This is a genomic window from uncultured Roseivirga sp., assembly GCF_963973945.1.
Classification (GTDB): Bacteria; Bacteroidota; Bacteroidia; order Cytophagales; family Cyclobacteriaceae; genus Roseivirga.
This window is the reverse complement of record NZ_CAXBBV010000005.1, coordinates 246,840-261,664: the sequence shown is the minus strand read 5'-3', so window position 1 is coordinate 261,664 and position 14,825 is coordinate 246,840. Positions and strand designations below refer to the sequence as shown.

The window sequence follows — 14,825 nt, the reverse complement described above, 5'->3', positions numbered from 1 at the left end:
CCGCTAAGGCTTATAAAGTATCAAAACCCACTTCGGAAGGAGTGGGTTTTTTGTTGGGAGATTGGATGAGAGTTAAAAAAATGACTTTTATGAATACTGCATAATTTATATAAGTATATTAACAGCTATACGGCACATTCGCGCCTGATATAAATCATTAGCAAGCATAAAAACAAAACAAACAATAAAGATGAACTCAAAACTTTTAACATTAGGATTAATCTTAATTCTATCAAGTTTCAACCTAAAAGGGCAGAGTGAACCAGAGATTATCATTCATGACTTTTTCAAAAACTATGAAGCAAAAGGAGCAAGCATAGCACTTGATAGTTTATATGCCACTAATCCTTGGACTACTCGCATTCAAGACGCTATTAACAATGTAAAAACGCAATTTGAACGATTCAACGAAGACTTAGTTGGTAAATATCATGGTTATGAAAAACTCACCGCAAAAAAACTAGGTGAGTCATATGCTCTTTATTCATATTTCATAAAGTTCGATAGACAATTTTTACGACTCACTTTTCAGTTTTATAAACCTCAAAATGAATGGAGGTTGGCAAGTTTTAAGTTTGACGACAGTTTTGATGAGGAAATTGAAGAAGCTGCAAAACTTTACTATTTAGACTTGAACGAAAAAAAATAACATTTACTAATAATACCCAACTCATCCTCGATTGCATCGAGGATGTAAGCTAAGTCGGTTTTTAACCGATGGGTATACTCAAGAGAAACCTTTCCATTTCAAAACCTTGCAATCTCACAGGGTTTAGCAAACGGATCCTGAGACAAGTTCAGGATGACGGTTCAATCAGGCCCATTCGGAGCGTCATAATAACTATAGTTCTGAAAAAGACCCTTACAGGGTGACTGTTAAGCAAGCTTCTCCGATATAGCATACTATTAGCACAAACATCAAAGCTAAGTCATGCTGTAAGCATCTTTTCACATTGTTAAAACATTGTATCTCCCAACCCAATTTCGATTGCCCACCTCATACTCGATTGTATCGAGGAGGTAAGACAAATCGGTTTGTAACCGATGGGTAAGACAAAAGCTTCTATTAGAATTACTACCAACATTGAGGTTTTAGACCCTTCGTTCCTCAGGGAAAGAAAAGAGAAATCATCGAACAATTAATCTTTCACAGGTCAGAGAGCTTTAGATCATTGTCGTATAACTAATTTACCCTTTGCGCTACTCAGCGCTCTTTGCGGTAAAATAAGTTTCCAACTCATCCTCGATTGTATCGAGGATGTAAGATAAATCGGTCCCTTCGGATCAAAGCCTTTATAAATGCTCAGGAATAGATGGCTACTAAAGGTTAGATGATAGACTTTAGATACTAGAAGCTAGACAAAAAGGTATATTACTAAAAACCCGCTCCATCCGACACTTCAGATGGAGCGGTTTTTTTGCTGGTCTGTCTAATTCTGAACTAGCGTTACGTATGGGTAACATTATGAATGAATAAAACAACTCAAAGCATGCTAGGCGCGATTAACATCATTATGGTTATCCTTTAAAATTGAGTATGGTAAATGAAGTGCAAAACGGTCATTCATTTAACATTTCTGAGTTTAAACTACTTACAATATTAGTTTGAAATTCTTATCTAGGGTAAGCGCAGTAACGCAAGCTATGCAACAATACAAAGCCTCGTAGAAGTGCACATAATCATTATGTGCAAAATGGACCATTAAGGCGCCAACTGCGAAGAAGAACAACCATATAGTTGATAGATTCTTAACTTGATGTAGCCAAAACCCAACTATTAATCCAATTACACCCAACAATTCGCTGTAACCAATAAATAATGTCCATACTTTTCCGAAACCAAAATTGCTCATATTTTCCATCATACTTTGCTTTTGAAAAACCTTAAAAAGGCTTGCATAACCCATTACATAAATTAAATATCCATATGCAATCCAATGAGCTACTGATTTTATTTTTTTCATATCCTTTGTGTTTTTTTCAAAACTAAGGCTTACATTCACTATCTGTATGTACCTACAAAATTGTATGATACTGATAAAAAAGTAAGAAATGAGAAAAACAACCTCAACTAACACAATAAATAAAGAACAATTAGAAGCCAATTGTGGTATTGCTTATACAAACTCAATCTTAAATGGTCGATGGAAGCTTAGTATTCTGGCATTTTTATTAGATGAAAAAACATTAAGGTATAGCGAATTAAAAAATAGGCTAACAGGCATATCGGAAAGAATGCTTATAACTAAGCTTAAAGAATTACAAATGGATAATTTGATAAATCGAATTTCTTACCCTGAGGTTCCTCCAAGAGTAGAGTATGAACTTTCTGAAAAGGGTAAGTCATTGAAAAACATCTTGATTCAAATGGCTGAATGGGGAACAAAGAATTCAACCGTATAGTCTAATGAATGTCAAGGGTTGGGTTGCTTCTAGAGGTTAAACATCATATGATCAACAAAAAATAGAATTGAGAAAAATCGCTTCACCCGACACTTCCGAGAGAGTATTTTTTTATGGCTATACATCACTTTTGTAACTGACACATAACGTTAGCCACAAGCTAAAAAACTGATGGACAAAGAAAAACCCAGACTTGCAAGATTGACAGCAATCCTAACCCAACTACAATCGAAACCGCTTGTAACCGCAAAGGATATTGCCGAAATACATAATATAAGCATCAGAACGGTTTATCGAGACATACGAACTCTTGAGAAGTCGGGAGTTCCAATCTTAACAGAAGAAGGAAAAGGCTATTCCCTCGTAGAAGGCTATAAACTTCCACCAGTAATGTTTACTCAAGAAGAGGCTAACTCATTAATAACAGCGGAACGACTAATTAGAAATAATAAAGACCAGTCCTTGGCTGAACAATACGAGAGTGCGGTTACAAAAATTAAATCGATCTTAAAGTACGACCAAAAGGAAAAAGCCGAATTGCTAACAAACAGAATACAAGTACGTAATAACCGTGAAAATGAAAAAACAAGCAGCTTTCTAATACAGCTTCAGTCTACAATATCAAATTATCAAACGATAAAAATTGATTACCTGTCATTAGAAACCAAGCAAAGTCAAAGAGAAATCGAGCCATTTGCACTTTACACTACACAAGATAATTGGATACTTATCGCCTTTTGCAAATCACGAAATGATTTTAGGGCTTTCCGTCTTGATTGCATTCAAAAAATAGAAATTTTGAAAAATCATTTTGACCCTCATAAAATGACTTTGCAACAATATCTCGAAAAATGTAGTGAAAAATATCACAGCACCCCTGACATACCTATGGCATAAGGTCACTCTACTTTTGCAGTAAATCATAAAATTTAAAAAGATGCAAACAGTAGAAATTGAACCTTTCAACATTATTGGAATCTCGATCAGAACAACAAACGAGAATGGACAGGCAAGCAAAGAGATTGCAGAGCTTTGGAGGAAGTTTATGTCCGAGAACATTCTAACAAAAATTCCAAACAAAGTTAATAATGATATTTACTCACTTTATACAGACTATGAAAGTGACCATACAAGTCACTACACTGCTATATTGGGTTGTAAAGTTGAATACTTGAAAGACATTCCTAACGGAATGGTTGGTAAATCAATTAATGGCGGAGCGTACACTAAGACAACTGCAAAAGGAGATTTGATGCAAGGCCTAATCGTCAATCATTGGTCAAAAATATTTGAAATGCAATTAGATAGAGTCTATGATACCGATTTTGAGGTTTTCGGAGAAAAAGCACAAAATACTTCTGATGCCGAAGTAGATTTTTATGTAGGTATAAAATGAGATATGAATGGGTAAGTTGACATTAAAAACAACCCAAAGAGTAGATACAGTTTTGGTGAATTATCCCGACTTTGTTCGGGATAAAGCCCACTGTGACCGCTATTCATCAAGGATTCCGTCCTTGGCAAACTACATTTCTCAATACCATTAAAGTTTTAGACCCTTCGCAAATTCAGAGAAAGAAAAGAGACAGCATCGAGCAATTAATCTTTCACATGTCAGTAGACGCTAAATCATTATCACTAAAATAATTTACCCTTTGCGCTACTTAGCACTCTTTGCGGTTAAATAAGTAAACCAGCAACCCAATTAAAATGGTTAAAACCATTCCCTAAAGTTATGAATTCAAATAGTTATATATAGCCCACGGTTTAAACCGTGGGCTATATATAACAAAACCTACTTCAACCGTTTCAACGGTTTGCTCCAATTCACCCCCTCTGGACAAACGCCATAGGAGACTCTACCTCCATTATCTATATTTGCTCATACTAAAGGCGCTTTATATAAAGCTCAAAGAGAAAAGTTATACGTAAACCATTGGAGCTAATTTGAAAAAATGGATAGTGAGAAAATATTGGATGAAATTGGAGAAATATACGCTCCGCTATCAAAGGAATGTAAACAAGAATTCATCGCTTGTTCAAAAATTAGCACCTTCAAAAGAGGCGAAGTAGTGGTTCGTGAAAAGCAGTTTTCTAAAAAAGCCTATTTGATTATGGAAGGCTGTGCAAGGGCTTATTACTTAAAAGATGGCAAGGATATTTCGGATTGGTTTACCTTCGAAAATCAGTTTATGGCATCGATTGTCAGCTTTTTTAGCGAAGAACCAAGCCCTCACTATATCGAGTTTGTTGAAGATTCAGTTGTTCTGGAATTTTCAAAAGATACTGTTGAAAAGCTCTCCAGCAAACATCATGATTTTGAACGCTTTATTAGTAAAGTGGTAACAGAAACCATGCTTGGCCTGTGCGAAAGATTGTATACCATTCAATTCAATAAAGCAGAAGATAGGTACAAACACCTCATCAATATTTATCCCTATATAACTCAGAGAATTCCTCTCACCCATATTGCCTCCTATTTAGGCATTACCCTTGAAACTTTAAGCAGAATAAGAGGTCTTAAAAACCCAATTTGATCTATATCAAATTCCTACTCTTCCATTAGGGTGACTTTTGTTGAAAAGAACAAACAATGGAAGAAAATAACAGACAACTTAAATCAATTTGGGGAAAGTGGTGGGAACCCGTTAGAAAATGGTTCTACCCTGCTTGGTTGGGCTACGAAACTTCAATTCGCTTTTACGATTACTCACTATCAGTTCATCAGTATTTTATAAAGCAGAAGGATGGTATTGCATCATACATTGGGGAAACTGGCACGCAAGCTTTAGATATTCTCTCTAGTGTAGGCACTTTCGTTGTCTGCACGCTTTTCTTAACTGTGCCCGCCTGCTTTGTGCTCTATAAATTCTTCAAAATTGAAAATTTGACGAGCTCTCCATTTGAGTCAAAACTGAAACCTATTTTCTAGTGGTAATGAAGAAAACACTCATTATAAACGGTCATCCTGACGCAGAAAGCTTCAGTTTTGGAATTTCAGAAGCATATAAGAAAGGCGCAAAAAAATCGAATGTCGAAATAAAAGAAATTAATATTCGAGATTTGAATTTCAACCCAAACCTTCAGTTTGGTTATCGGAAACGAACTGAACTGGAACCAGATTTACTCGATGCTCAAAGCAAATTAGAATGGGCTGATCATCTAGTTTGGGTTTACCCAGTTTGGTGGAGTTCTGTACCAGCAATAATGAAAGGTTTTTTAGACCGAGTACTACTTCCTGGGTTTGCCTTTAGCAAAAGAGAAAAGTCATTGCTTTGCTCCCCTCGTTTGAGTGGAAAAACAGCAAGAATAATCTGTACAATGGATCAGCCGACTTGGTACTATAGATTAATTTATCGCGGACCAAGCCATAATGCCATGAAAAGAGGAACCTTGAAGTTTATTGGTGTAAAAAAAGTGAAGATCACCGCCATTGGGCCAATAAGGCTATCTAAAGAAGATTTTAGGCTAAAGTGGTTGAGGGAAATTGAAAAAATGGGCCAAATGAACAAGTGATAATTATTTACATCCTTAGTTGTTGGTGGGCTAAAAGCCCAATTAAAATGGTTAAAATTCCCTAAAACCATACATTAATATAGCCCAAGGTTTAAACCGTGGACTATAATGTAAAATGTTTTCATCTACTGTTTCAACGGTTTGATCTAGCCCATCTTGGATGTAAAGTAAGAAGTTTAGCTAACCCTGCCCCCCCTTTTTAGGTTAGACAGAATATAAGTAAATTGACAATCCAAATGATTACACGATGAGAACAAAAGAAGACTTTCATAAGTTGATCGAAAAGATTGAAGACGAAGAGGTTCTTAAAGGATATTTTAAACTAATTCAGCGGCTTAACAACAACCAGACAGGTGAACTTTGGGACGGCCTAAGCCGAGCTGAAAAGGAAGAACTCTTACTTTCCTATGATGAAAGCTTTGACCCAAATAACTTAGTCAGCCATGAAGAGGTGAAAAACCAGCATAATAAATGGCTAGAAAAGTAATCTGGACAAAGAGAGCCATTCATAAATTCAACAAAATCGTTGACTATTTAGAACGAGATTGGGGAGATAATGTGACCCGAAATTTCGTAATCAAGACCTACGACATCATTGAATTGATTTCAGATCAGTCAGAATTAGGTACATTAGAAAACCAAGAGAAGCAAATTAGAGGTTTTGTACTCACTAAACATAACCGACTCTTCTATAGGGTGACAAAGGAAGATATAATTATCTTGAATTTTTTCGATACACGATCAGACCCTAAGCGAAAGCGAGATTAGCTAGATCCTCAATTGTATTAAGCATACCAGACTAGCCCATTTAAAATTTCGTCTATTTTTAAATAAATTGATCTAGCGCTCCTCGATTGTATCGGAGGTTCAAGATAAACCTATTTTATATACGTCTTTAAAATCAGTATATTCATGTCTATACTTTGTGTTTGTGACTGATGAAAAGGTTGCATTTCATTCTAAAAAAGAAAAAATATGGATTTAATATCACCGGGTATTGGTTTGATTTTGTATCAATCTGTCATATTGCTTGCGGTACTCTTGCCGATTCTATGTCTGGTGAGCATTTTGAAGCATCAGTTTAACGGCAACGACAAACTTGTATGGGTTCTTGTCGTGATTTTTGTGCCCATACTGGGACCGATCCTTTACCTAACGATGGGGCGTAAAAAGAGATTAGAAGGTAAATAGACTTTACATTTGTGAAGACCAACCCACCCCTACTCATCCTCGATTGTATCAAGGATGCAAGACAAATTGGTTTCAAACCGATAGACATACTAATCAAAACCTTTAAATTTCAAAGCCTTGCAATCTTAGCGAATAGCAAACGGATCCTGAAACTTCCAAGACTACAAAATCAGGGTGACGGTTCAATGAGGTCCGTTCGGAGCGTCATGCCGCCCGCGAAGCTTCGGGGTGTTTCGGTATCTATCAAATTCACCTCTGCGTTTCCCACCCTGATGTGTTCTTCAACAACAAGCTTCCAGCAACTTGTGTTTCTAAAAAAGACCCTTACAGGGCGACTGTAAAGCAGGCTTGTCCGATATATCATACTATTAGCACAAACACCAAAGCTAAGTCATGCTGTAAGCATCTTTTCACGTTGTTAAAGTATTCAATTACCAATATTTATTTAAAGCATTTACGAACACTAGAGTGTGAATGATTTAAAGATTGAGTGAATACAACTGACTTTTAAATGCTTAAAAGCCCATCTATAAAAATTATAAGTAGAGGTTTGATTTAGTCTCTATTTTTGATTTAAAATTATTTTAAAATGAAAAAAGTAGCTTACCTCTTACTCATATTTATAGTTGCATGCGGAGAATCTGCACCAACACCAGAACCTATAGTTATCTCGGCCTCTGACTTTACAGTATCGATTAGTGAAAACCCTAGCCAAGACCAAATAATAGGTACAATAAGCGCAACTACTAACGGAGATAATTTAACTTTTTCAATCGTCTCTCAAACTCCTGCTGATGCCTTCACCATTAATCAAGCAACAGGGCAGCTGTCTGTATCTAGTATTGAAGCTTTTGATTTTGAAGTGAATCAAATCATTACAGGAGAGGTAAGGATTTCCAATAGCGAAGCATCTGAAAATGTAAACATAACAATCACCGTAAATGATGAAAACGAGGATGTAATATTCAATGGAAATGTATCCTTAAAAAGTCAAGAAGAAGTAGAGGAATTTGGTGCAGAAGGATATACCCATGTGACTGGTATTTTAGCAATAAACGGTGAATATCAAATCTCTAAGCTCAATTCACTCAATTCACTTAAAAGTGTAGGCAGTCTGGAATTGAGAGGAAACTACAATATAACCGACTTGTCTGGGTTGGAAAATCTAACAACAATTTCTAAGGACTTGATTATAATCTTCTCACATAACTTAGTCAATATTGATGCCTTATCACAGATTAAATCTGTATCTGGAGATGCGAGAGTATTTGCGAACAGGAGTTTGGAAAATATTGATGGCTTAGCAAACCTTACGTCTGCGGGGGGTGTTTTAAGAATCAGTAGTAATAATGCTCTTACGAATATAGATCCATTAGAAAGCATCATCAGTGTTGGAGGTGAACTAGATATATCTAGCAACGCATTGATCGGCTCACTTAGTGCCCTTAAGAATGTAACATCGATTGGTGGTAACTTAAAAGTAACACAAAACCCTCTTCTTGTCAATTTAGATGGCTTGACAAATATTAGCTCAGTAGGCGGGTTTGTAATGATCCGCAACAACGATTTGTTAGAAAATATAGAAGCATTATCAGGTTTAACTTCTATTGAAAACTATCTATTAATCAATAACAACCCAAAGCTTAAAGAGCTTCAAGGTTTGAACAATCTTAAAAATATTGGTGGAGAACTACAAATTTCAGACAATCAAATTTTAGAAAACCTAGACGGTCTGGGGGATAGCGAGGGCTTATCTTTGGGCTCTAGTCCTACTGGACGCCTTGGAGATATCACAATAGAAAACAACCCACTACTACTTAATGTAGATGCACTTTCAAAGGTTTCATCTCTTGGCTCTAGTGGTGGCTCTTTATCTATCAGAAATAATGAATCTCTTGTAAACTTAAATGGGCTATCCAGTATCCCACAAGCTAATAGTGTTACTATTAGTAAGAACATTGAATTAATTGATTTTTGTGGACTAAAAGACTTACTGCAAAACAACAATCTACGAGGTGAATATAGTGTCACTCAAAATGCTTACAACCCTTCAAAACAAGATATAATAGACGGTAACTGTAAGAACTAATACTTGGGTCAAACAATTACCCTACTCATCCTCGATTGTATCAAGGATGCAAGACAAATTGGTTTCAAACCGATAGACATACTAATCAAAACCTTTAAATTTCAAAGCCTTGCAATCTTAGCGAATAGCAAACGGATCCTGAAACTCCCAAGACTACGAAATCAGGATGACGGTTCAATGAGGTCCGTTCGGAGCGTCATGCCGAGCTTGTCTCGGTATCCGTCAAACAACCTGATTTAAATACATCAACATAGCAAAACTGAAAGTTGTAGCCGTTGTACAGTTTCACTAGTTTTATCTCACATTACCAAAGTAGTGGAATTCACCCTATTCAAAATAGATAAAACATAATATGGCTTCAGGATTTTTTGCGCTATTAGATGACATTGCAGTGCTCATGGATGACGTAGCGGTTATGACCAAAGTTGCCTCCAAGAAGACAGCAGGTCTTCTAGCTGATGATTTGGCCGTAAATGCGGAAAAAGCCTCTGGCTTTGTTTCTTCAAGAGAATTGCCCGTTTTATGGAAAATAACCAAAGGTTCTTTCCTTAATAAGCTCATTATATTACCAGTTGCTTTTTTATTGAGTGCTTATCTCCCCGCAGCCATTGTTCCCATTCTGTTAGTGGGTGGTATGTACTTGGCTTTTGAAGGTGCTGAAAAAGTATACCACTACCTTTTTCATAGAAAACATACCAAGCAAGTGGTTAATCTCACAAAACTATCAAAGGCTGAAGTACTTGAGCGTGAGAAGAAAAAGATCAAATCTGCCATTATTGTAGACTTCATCCTATCAGTAGAAATAGTCATTATAGCACTGGGTTCTGTGATTGAAGAACCTATTAAGATCCAAATTATAGTAGTAACGCTTATAGCTATAGTAGCCACCATTGGCGTTTACGGACTTGTAGCACTGTTAGTGAGAATGGACGATTTAGGTTATAAGCTTATTGCTGCAAGCGACAATAAAGCAAGTGCATCAAAAACTATTGGTACTGGTTTGGTAAAAACATTACCTGTTTTAATAAGGATTCTAGCCGTAGTCGGAACGATAGCAATGATTTTAGTTGGGGGCGGAATATTTGTACATAACATCCATTATATACATGAGCTTGTACATGCCCTGCCAACACTGCTGGGCGAGTTTATTGTTGGCCTAGTTGTAGGAATTGTATGTCTGTTTATTTACAAAGCTCTACTGAAAATTTTCAAAAAGAAGAAATAGGTCAATTAAGACAACCCGCGAAGCCCTTACTTTTCTGGATTTTTTATTCAACTATCTCCTTTTTCACTTCCAATTCAGGCATTAGGTTTACTATATAACAAACGCGATGACAAAAGCCCAAAGAGTAAAGGTCATAATACCTGTTCATTGGGGAAAATTACTTAGTTTATCATTCAGAAAATAACGGGTAACCAAAGACTATGAAATACTTGAAAAGAATCTTTCCTACACTAGTTCTGCTACTTTGCTTAACGAAATTGAGTGTCGCCCAAACCTATCGCATACTTATTTCCAATGACGATGGAATTGAATCACCGCTGATCAGTACTTTGAAAACCGAGATTTCAAAACTCCCCAATGTTGAAGTTGTTATCTCCGCACCTGCCGAAAACCAATCTGGCAGCAGCCAATCTACCAATAGCGGTCCTTTAGAAGTTGAAAAAGTATTCAAAGGCGATCAGTTTCTTGGCTATGCAGTAAGCGGAAAACCTGCCGATGCCGTCAGGTTTGGTATTCGGGTATTGGGCAAAGAAAAACCATTCGACCTTGTTATCTCTGGTATTAACCGAGGTTCCAATGTAGGTAACGTTTCCCATCTCTCTGGCACAATAGGTGCCGCCATGGAAGGGCTTTATCATGGTATTCCTGCCATTGCAGTGTCGCAAGAAAGTCGCGGAGTAAACACTGAAGCCACCTCTCGCTTCATTGCTCAACTGGTAGCTAAATATCAAAAAGATGGCGCACCAAAAGGAATCATGCTCTCCGTTAACATTCCTGCAGGAGAACTTAAAGGCATTGCCGTAAGGGCCATGGGGGACGCTTATTTGGATATGGGGAATTATGAACTGAAAAGCGAAACGGATAACAAGATGGTGTATAACCAAAAAATAGGGTTTGCACAGTCAAAGAACGATCAAACAGATACCTTTGCCTATCAAGCAGGCTACGTTACCATCACCCCTCTTAAGTTTGATTGGACAGCATTTGAGCTGATAGAATCCATTACTAATTGGGATCTGAAACTGGAAAAAGAATAAACATAAACAATGGGATTTAATATTGTATTGGTTGAGCCAGAAATACCAATGAACACGGGTAATATTGGCAGGCTAAGTTTGGCCTCTGGGTCAAAGTTACATTTGGTAAAACCCTTTGGTTTTGAGTTAGATGACAAAAGGGTAAAAAGAGCTGGATTAGACTATTGGAAGCATGTTTCTCTCTTTATTTATGACAGCATTGATGACTTCTATGCAAAGAATAAAGGCGGAAATTTCGCGTATTTTTCAAGCCACGGAACTCAGGATTATTGCGCTATCGATTACCAAGACGAAATGTTTCTGGTGTTCGGAAAAGAGTCGGTTGGTTTACCCAAAAACATTGTAGCAGAAAATGCCGACATGGTTTATAACATTCCTATTTACAGTCCTCATATCCGAAGCTTAAACTTAGCCAATGCTGTAAGCATAGTGGTTTATGAAGGTATACGAAGTTTAAAAATGCAGTAGAATTCGTCCATGTCCTTAATAGTACTTTAGTACCTTAAAGAAAGAAAAGGGACAGTTTCAGTGAAAATATTTTTACCTTCTACTTTTATAGGTTTCAGGTTCCGCCAGAAACCTTGAGGTATTTGAAAAAGACAGCTTAACAAGCATAAACATGGCAAAGAATAAAACAGCTGAAACGGAAGTTCGAGTCATTGACTTCGTTAACTCATATGTTGAAAATGAGCAAAAGAAAGCAGATAGTTTCCAACTTATTGAACTGATGAGTAAATGGTCTGGGTTTGAGCCTAAAATGTGGGGACCGACAATTATTGGTTTTGGAAGTTACCATTATAAATATGCAAGCGGGCATGAGGGTGATGCTCCCATGATTGGTTTTTCGCCTCGCAAAGCTGCCTTCTCTTTATATGTCTACTCTCCTACCGAAGAAAACAAGTACCTACTAGATGAGCTCGGCAAATTCAAAATGGGCAAGGCCTGTATTTATGTGAAAAAGCTTTCCGACATCGACATTACCACCTTAGAGAAAATGTGCAACGACTCTATTGCATACCTGAACGAACACCATGAATGTGCTTGTAGAAATTAATCGTACACATTTAATACGGACCTCAGTGACCGAGATTAGGTAAAAAAACCACTGCATATTGAGCGCAAGACAAACTGGCTTATAAGTAGAAAACAAAATTTTGCGTCTTTTTTAAAACCTTCCCGTCTAACCATGGAATCTAATCTTGCGAACAAACAATGAATGATATCATTAAAAAAATATGGACAGATTTCAATCACGAGCTCAGGGCATTTATTCTAAACAAAGTCAAGGATGAAAGCATCGCAGATGATATTCTACAAGAGGTATACTTGAAAATAATTGAAAACTTAGAAAAGGTATCTGCGGCAAAGAATATGCGACAATACATTTATGGTATTGCTCGAAATACAACAATCGATCATTTTCGGAACGTAAACAGACAAACTGAGCCAGAGGAGCAAGCTCTTTCATTTTCAGAAGAAGAAACTCAATCATTAAATGCCACTATCGCAGATTGCTGCATAAAGCCATTCATTAATCAACTGCCAGAGAAGTACCAAGAGGCGCTAATCAAAAGTGAACTAGAAAATATTTCTCAAAAAGATTTGGCCAAGGAGCTTAACATTTCCTACTCAGGAGCAAAATCTAGGGTTCAAAGAGGAAAAGAAAAGTTGAAAGAACTCATTTTGGTTTGTTGTAACTTTCCAAGCGATAGCTATGGAAATTTGATGAATGTTGAAGATAAAGATTGTAGTTGTTCCTGATATGCCTTCCTTTAAGGAGTAAACTCACTCCCCCTATTTCAAAACCCAATTCACACCTAAAAAATTAAACCTCAGCCATTTTTGAGGTCAACGATTCAAAACAAACTAATGACTACAACCAAACTAACGCTACTTCTCTCAAGCCTACTTTTCATCTTTTCCTGTGAAGGAAATCGAAAAGAAAATGACTTCAAAAAAGAAATAGAAACCTACCTACAGGAGCAAATACAAATGCAGCAAATCCCAGGCTTAGCATTAGGTGTAATTAAAAATGGCAAAGTTGTGTATGAAGAATATTTTGGAAAGTCTGATTTAGAAACTAATGCTACTGTAAGCGAAAACACCCTTTTCCCTGTGTATTCCATTACTAAGCTAATGGTTAGTACAGGGGTTTTTCAACTTATTGAACAACACAAAATCTCTCTAGAAGATGATATTTCTAAACATCTTGAAAATTTACCTGAACACTGGAAGCATATAAAAATCAAGAATTTACTTACCCATTCTTCGGGTTTACCTGATTTTTATGTCACTGAAGGAAATACATCAGATGCTGATATTTGGTCGCGACTAACCAATGAAGAAATGCATTTTGAAACAGGAAATCAGTTTGAGTACAACCAAACCAATTACTGGCTTCTAGCTCAAATCATTGAAAAAGTGACTGGTACCTCACTTGATGAATTCATTATCAACAACCAGTTTCAGAAGGGTACAGCCGATATTATCTTCTCGTCAGACCTTAGCGACAATTCATTTAACCGCGCCAGTCGCCATGAGTTTGACAATGAAAAAGGCGGGTACAATATCTCTAAAATTTATGGTGGCAAGAGGTACCATGCAGCAAATGGGGTGAATATAACATTGAGAGAATTGATTGAGTGGAATAGTCGATTAGATAAAAACAAACTGCTCAGCGATGAGCAAAAAAATAACATGTGGACTCCTTTTGAGTTTGGCAATAAAAGAGATGCCTTTCTCCACGGATGGCACACCTATTCATTGAAAGGGGGCAATGCCTATGGTTTTACTGGAGGCTCACAAACTGGGTTCAGAAAATTTGTGCAGAACGATTTAACCATCATAATTTTCACAAATGGATATAAGTACTTCTCTCCGCATAATGACATTATAAATAGAGTTGCAGGTATAATTGATGAAAATTTAAGAGATGAAAAGGCAATAATTCAGCATGAAATATTGGCTGCATTTCTAACAAACAACATAGAAGAAGCCATTGAGAAATATCACCTCATAAAAGCCAACAACCCAGAAGCTGAGACGCAAATAGAGGGGCGGTCTTCTCTTTCTTATGAAAGCACACTCAATGCGCTCGGTTACCTTGTATTACAAAAGAACAAGGTTAAAGATGCCATTAAAATACTCGAGTTAAATGCTGCTGAAAATCCAAAGTCGGCAAATTGCTTCGACAGCCTTGGAGAAGCGTATTACGCTGACAACCAATTGTCGCTTTCTAAACAAACTTTTGAAAAGTCGTTGGCTTTAAACCCCGAAAACAACAATGCTAAAAGAATGATTGATCTTATTGAACAGCAAACAAATAACTAGTGTAAACTCACTGTTAGTTGTTATCTACCAACAC

19 protein-coding genes are annotated in these 14,825 nt (G+C 36.8%); 18 read left to right on the top strand and 1 reads right to left on the bottom strand.

Features of this window, described 5'->3' with window-relative positions:
• Window positions 1-190 precede the first annotated feature (190 nt).
• Entirely contained in the window at window positions 191-649 is a 459-nt protein-coding gene (locus tag AAC026_RS11115) for a hypothetical protein (protein ID WP_339697905.1), read from the top strand.
• A 943-nt stretch (window positions 650-1,592) separates the two neighbouring features.
• Here the strand turns inward: AAC026_RS11115 and AAC026_RS11110 are convergent.
• The gene (locus tag AAC026_RS11110; protein WP_339697902.1) at window positions 1,593-1,964 is read right to left on the bottom strand and encodes a DoxX family protein; all 372 of its coding nucleotides are present in this window, start codon (window positions 1,962-1,964) and stop codon (window positions 1,593-1,595) included.
• Window positions 1,965-2,052: 88 nt separating this feature from the next.
• On the opposite strand from AAC026_RS11110, the gene AAC026_RS11105 reads away from it, so the two are divergent.
• From AAC026_RS11105 to AAC026_RS11025, 17 genes are all read left to right on the top strand, one after another.
• A complete protein-coding gene (locus tag AAC026_RS11105) occupies window positions 2,053-2,403 on the top strand; it encodes a winged helix-turn-helix transcriptional regulator (protein WP_339697900.1) in 351 nt (116 codons plus the stop codon).
• 171 nt (window positions 2,404-2,574) lie between these two features.
• A complete protein-coding gene (locus tag AAC026_RS11100; protein ID WP_339697897.1) occupies window positions 2,575-3,300 on the top strand; it encodes a YafY family protein in 726 nt (241 codons plus the stop codon).
• 40 nt (window positions 3,301-3,340) lie between these two features.
• Window positions 3,341-3,799 carry a GyrI-like domain-containing protein gene (locus AAC026_RS11095; RefSeq protein WP_339697894.1) on the top strand — a complete coding sequence of 153 codons (459 nt, stop codon included), beginning with the start codon at window positions 3,341-3,343 and terminating at the stop codon, window positions 3,797-3,799.
• A gap of 7 nt (window positions 3,800-3,806) precedes the next feature.
• Window positions 3,807-3,950, top strand: a complete 144-nt coding sequence (locus AAC026_RS11090; protein WP_339697891.1) for a hypothetical protein — start codon at window positions 3,807-3,809, stop codon at window positions 3,948-3,950.
• Window positions 3,951-4,358: 408 nt separating this feature from the next.
• The gene (locus AAC026_RS11085; protein ID WP_339697888.1) at window positions 4,359-4,940 is read left to right on the top strand and encodes a Crp/Fnr family transcriptional regulator; all 582 of its coding nucleotides are present in this window, start codon (window positions 4,359-4,361) and stop codon (window positions 4,938-4,940) included.
• 56 nt (window positions 4,941-4,996) lie between these two features.
• Window positions 4,997-5,335, top strand: a complete 339-nt coding sequence (locus tag AAC026_RS11080; RefSeq protein WP_339697886.1) for a hypothetical protein — start codon at window positions 4,997-4,999, stop codon at window positions 5,333-5,335.
• A gap of 5 nt (window positions 5,336-5,340) precedes the next feature.
• On the top strand, window positions 5,341-5,919 hold the full coding sequence (locus AAC026_RS11075; protein ID WP_339697883.1) for an NAD(P)H-dependent oxidoreductase: 579 nt from the start codon (window positions 5,341-5,343) through the stop codon (window positions 5,917-5,919).
• 247 nt (window positions 5,920-6,166) lie between these two features.
• Complete coding sequence (locus AAC026_RS11070; protein ID WP_339608474.1) at window positions 6,167-6,406, top strand: hypothetical protein; 240 nt, start codon at window positions 6,167-6,169, stop codon at window positions 6,404-6,406.
• The gene (locus AAC026_RS11065) at window positions 6,391-6,687 is read left to right on the top strand and encodes a type II toxin-antitoxin system RelE/ParE family toxin (RefSeq protein ID WP_339608475.1); all 297 of its coding nucleotides are present in this window, start codon (window positions 6,391-6,393) and stop codon (window positions 6,685-6,687) included. Before AAC026_RS11070 ends, AAC026_RS11065 begins: the two co-directional genes overlap by 16 nt.
• 207 nt (window positions 6,688-6,894) lie before the next feature.
• Window positions 6,895-7,110, top strand: a complete 216-nt coding sequence (locus AAC026_RS11060; RefSeq protein ID WP_339697881.1) for a PLD nuclease N-terminal domain-containing protein — start codon at window positions 6,895-6,897, stop codon at window positions 7,108-7,110.
• A 589-nt stretch (window positions 7,111-7,699) separates the two neighbouring features.
• Window positions 7,700-9,199, top strand: a complete 1,500-nt coding sequence (locus AAC026_RS11055; protein ID WP_339608477.1) for a hypothetical protein — start codon at window positions 7,700-7,702, stop codon at window positions 9,197-9,199.
• A gap of 352 nt (window positions 9,200-9,551) precedes the next feature.
• On the top strand, window positions 9,552-10,424 hold the full coding sequence (locus tag AAC026_RS11050; protein ID WP_339697878.1) for a DUF808 domain-containing protein: 873 nt from the start codon (window positions 9,552-9,554) through the stop codon (window positions 10,422-10,424).
• A 200-nt stretch (window positions 10,425-10,624) separates the two neighbouring features.
• A complete protein-coding gene (surE, locus tag AAC026_RS11045; RefSeq protein WP_339697875.1) occupies window positions 10,625-11,461 on the top strand; it encodes a 5'/3'-nucleotidase SurE in 837 nt (278 codons plus the stop codon).
• 9 nt (window positions 11,462-11,470) lie between these two features.
• Window positions 11,471-11,929 carry a tRNA (cytidine(34)-2'-O)-methyltransferase gene (locus tag AAC026_RS11040; protein WP_339697872.1) on the top strand — a complete coding sequence of 153 codons (459 nt, stop codon included), beginning with the start codon at window positions 11,471-11,473 and terminating at the stop codon, window positions 11,927-11,929.
• Between the two features lie 151 nt (window positions 11,930-12,080).
• Window positions 12,081-12,515 carry a DUF1801 domain-containing protein gene (locus tag AAC026_RS11035; protein ID WP_339697869.1) on the top strand — a complete coding sequence of 145 codons (435 nt, stop codon included), beginning with the start codon at window positions 12,081-12,083 and terminating at the stop codon, window positions 12,513-12,515.
• Between the two features lie 158 nt (window positions 12,516-12,673).
• Window positions 12,674-13,222 (top strand): RNA polymerase sigma factor SigZ, encoded by a 549-nt coding sequence (gene sigZ, locus AAC026_RS11030; protein WP_339608482.1) that lies wholly within the window; start codon window positions 12,674-12,676, stop codon window positions 13,220-13,222.
• Between the two features lie 108 nt (window positions 13,223-13,330).
• The gene (locus AAC026_RS11025; RefSeq protein ID WP_339697866.1) at window positions 13,331-14,791 is read left to right on the top strand and encodes a serine hydrolase; all 1,461 of its coding nucleotides are present in this window, start codon (window positions 13,331-13,333) and stop codon (window positions 14,789-14,791) included.
• Window positions 14,792-14,825 lie beyond the last annotated feature (34 nt).

Excerpts from the sequence above, each read along its gene's own strand:
- AAC026_RS11115 (WP_339697905.1), top strand. The coding sequence starts at position 191 with ATGAACTCAAAACTTTTAACATTAGGATTAATCTTAATTCTATCAAGT.
- AAC026_RS11110 (WP_339697902.1), bottom strand. The coding sequence starts at position 1,964 with ATGAAAAAAATAAAATCAGTAGCTCATTGGATTGCATATGGATATTTA.
- AAC026_RS11105 (WP_339697900.1), top strand. The coding sequence starts at position 2,053 with ATGAGAAAAACAACCTCAACTAACACAATAAATAAAGAACAATTAGAA.
- AAC026_RS11100 (WP_339697897.1), top strand. The coding sequence starts at position 2,575 with ATGGACAAAGAAAAACCCAGACTTGCAAGATTGACAGCAATCCTAACC.
- AAC026_RS11095 (WP_339697894.1), top strand. The coding sequence starts at position 3,341 with ATGCAAACAGTAGAAATTGAACCTTTCAACATTATTGGAATCTCGATC.
- AAC026_RS11090 (WP_339697891.1), top strand. The coding sequence starts at position 3,807 with ATGGGTAAGTTGACATTAAAAACAACCCAAAGAGTAGATACAGTTTTG.
- AAC026_RS11085 (WP_339697888.1), top strand. The coding sequence starts at position 4,359 with ATGGATAGTGAGAAAATATTGGATGAAATTGGAGAAATATACGCTCCG.
- AAC026_RS11080 (WP_339697886.1), top strand. The coding sequence starts at position 4,997 with ATGGAAGAAAATAACAGACAACTTAAATCAATTTGGGGAAAGTGGTGG.
- AAC026_RS11075 (WP_339697883.1), top strand. The coding sequence starts at position 5,341 with ATGAAGAAAACACTCATTATAAACGGTCATCCTGACGCAGAAAGCTTC.
- AAC026_RS11070 (WP_339608474.1), top strand. The coding sequence starts at position 6,167 with ATGAGAACAAAAGAAGACTTTCATAAGTTGATCGAAAAGATTGAAGAC.
- AAC026_RS11065 (WP_339608475.1), top strand. The coding sequence starts at position 6,391 with ATGGCTAGAAAAGTAATCTGGACAAAGAGAGCCATTCATAAATTCAAC.
- AAC026_RS11060 (WP_339697881.1), top strand. The coding sequence starts at position 6,895 with ATGGATTTAATATCACCGGGTATTGGTTTGATTTTGTATCAATCTGTC.
- AAC026_RS11055 (WP_339608477.1), top strand. The coding sequence starts at position 7,700 with ATGAAAAAAGTAGCTTACCTCTTACTCATATTTATAGTTGCATGCGGA.
- AAC026_RS11050 (WP_339697878.1), top strand. The coding sequence starts at position 9,552 with ATGGCTTCAGGATTTTTTGCGCTATTAGATGACATTGCAGTGCTCATG.
- surE (WP_339697875.1), top strand. The coding sequence starts at position 10,625 with ATGAAATACTTGAAAAGAATCTTTCCTACACTAGTTCTGCTACTTTGC.
- AAC026_RS11040 (WP_339697872.1), top strand. The coding sequence starts at position 11,471 with ATGGGATTTAATATTGTATTGGTTGAGCCAGAAATACCAATGAACACG.
- AAC026_RS11035 (WP_339697869.1), top strand. The coding sequence starts at position 12,081 with ATGGCAAAGAATAAAACAGCTGAAACGGAAGTTCGAGTCATTGACTTC.
- sigZ (WP_339608482.1), top strand. The coding sequence starts at position 12,674 with ATGAATGATATCATTAAAAAAATATGGACAGATTTCAATCACGAGCTC.
- AAC026_RS11025 (WP_339697866.1), top strand. The coding sequence starts at position 13,331 with ATGACTACAACCAAACTAACGCTACTTCTCTCAAGCCTACTTTTCATC.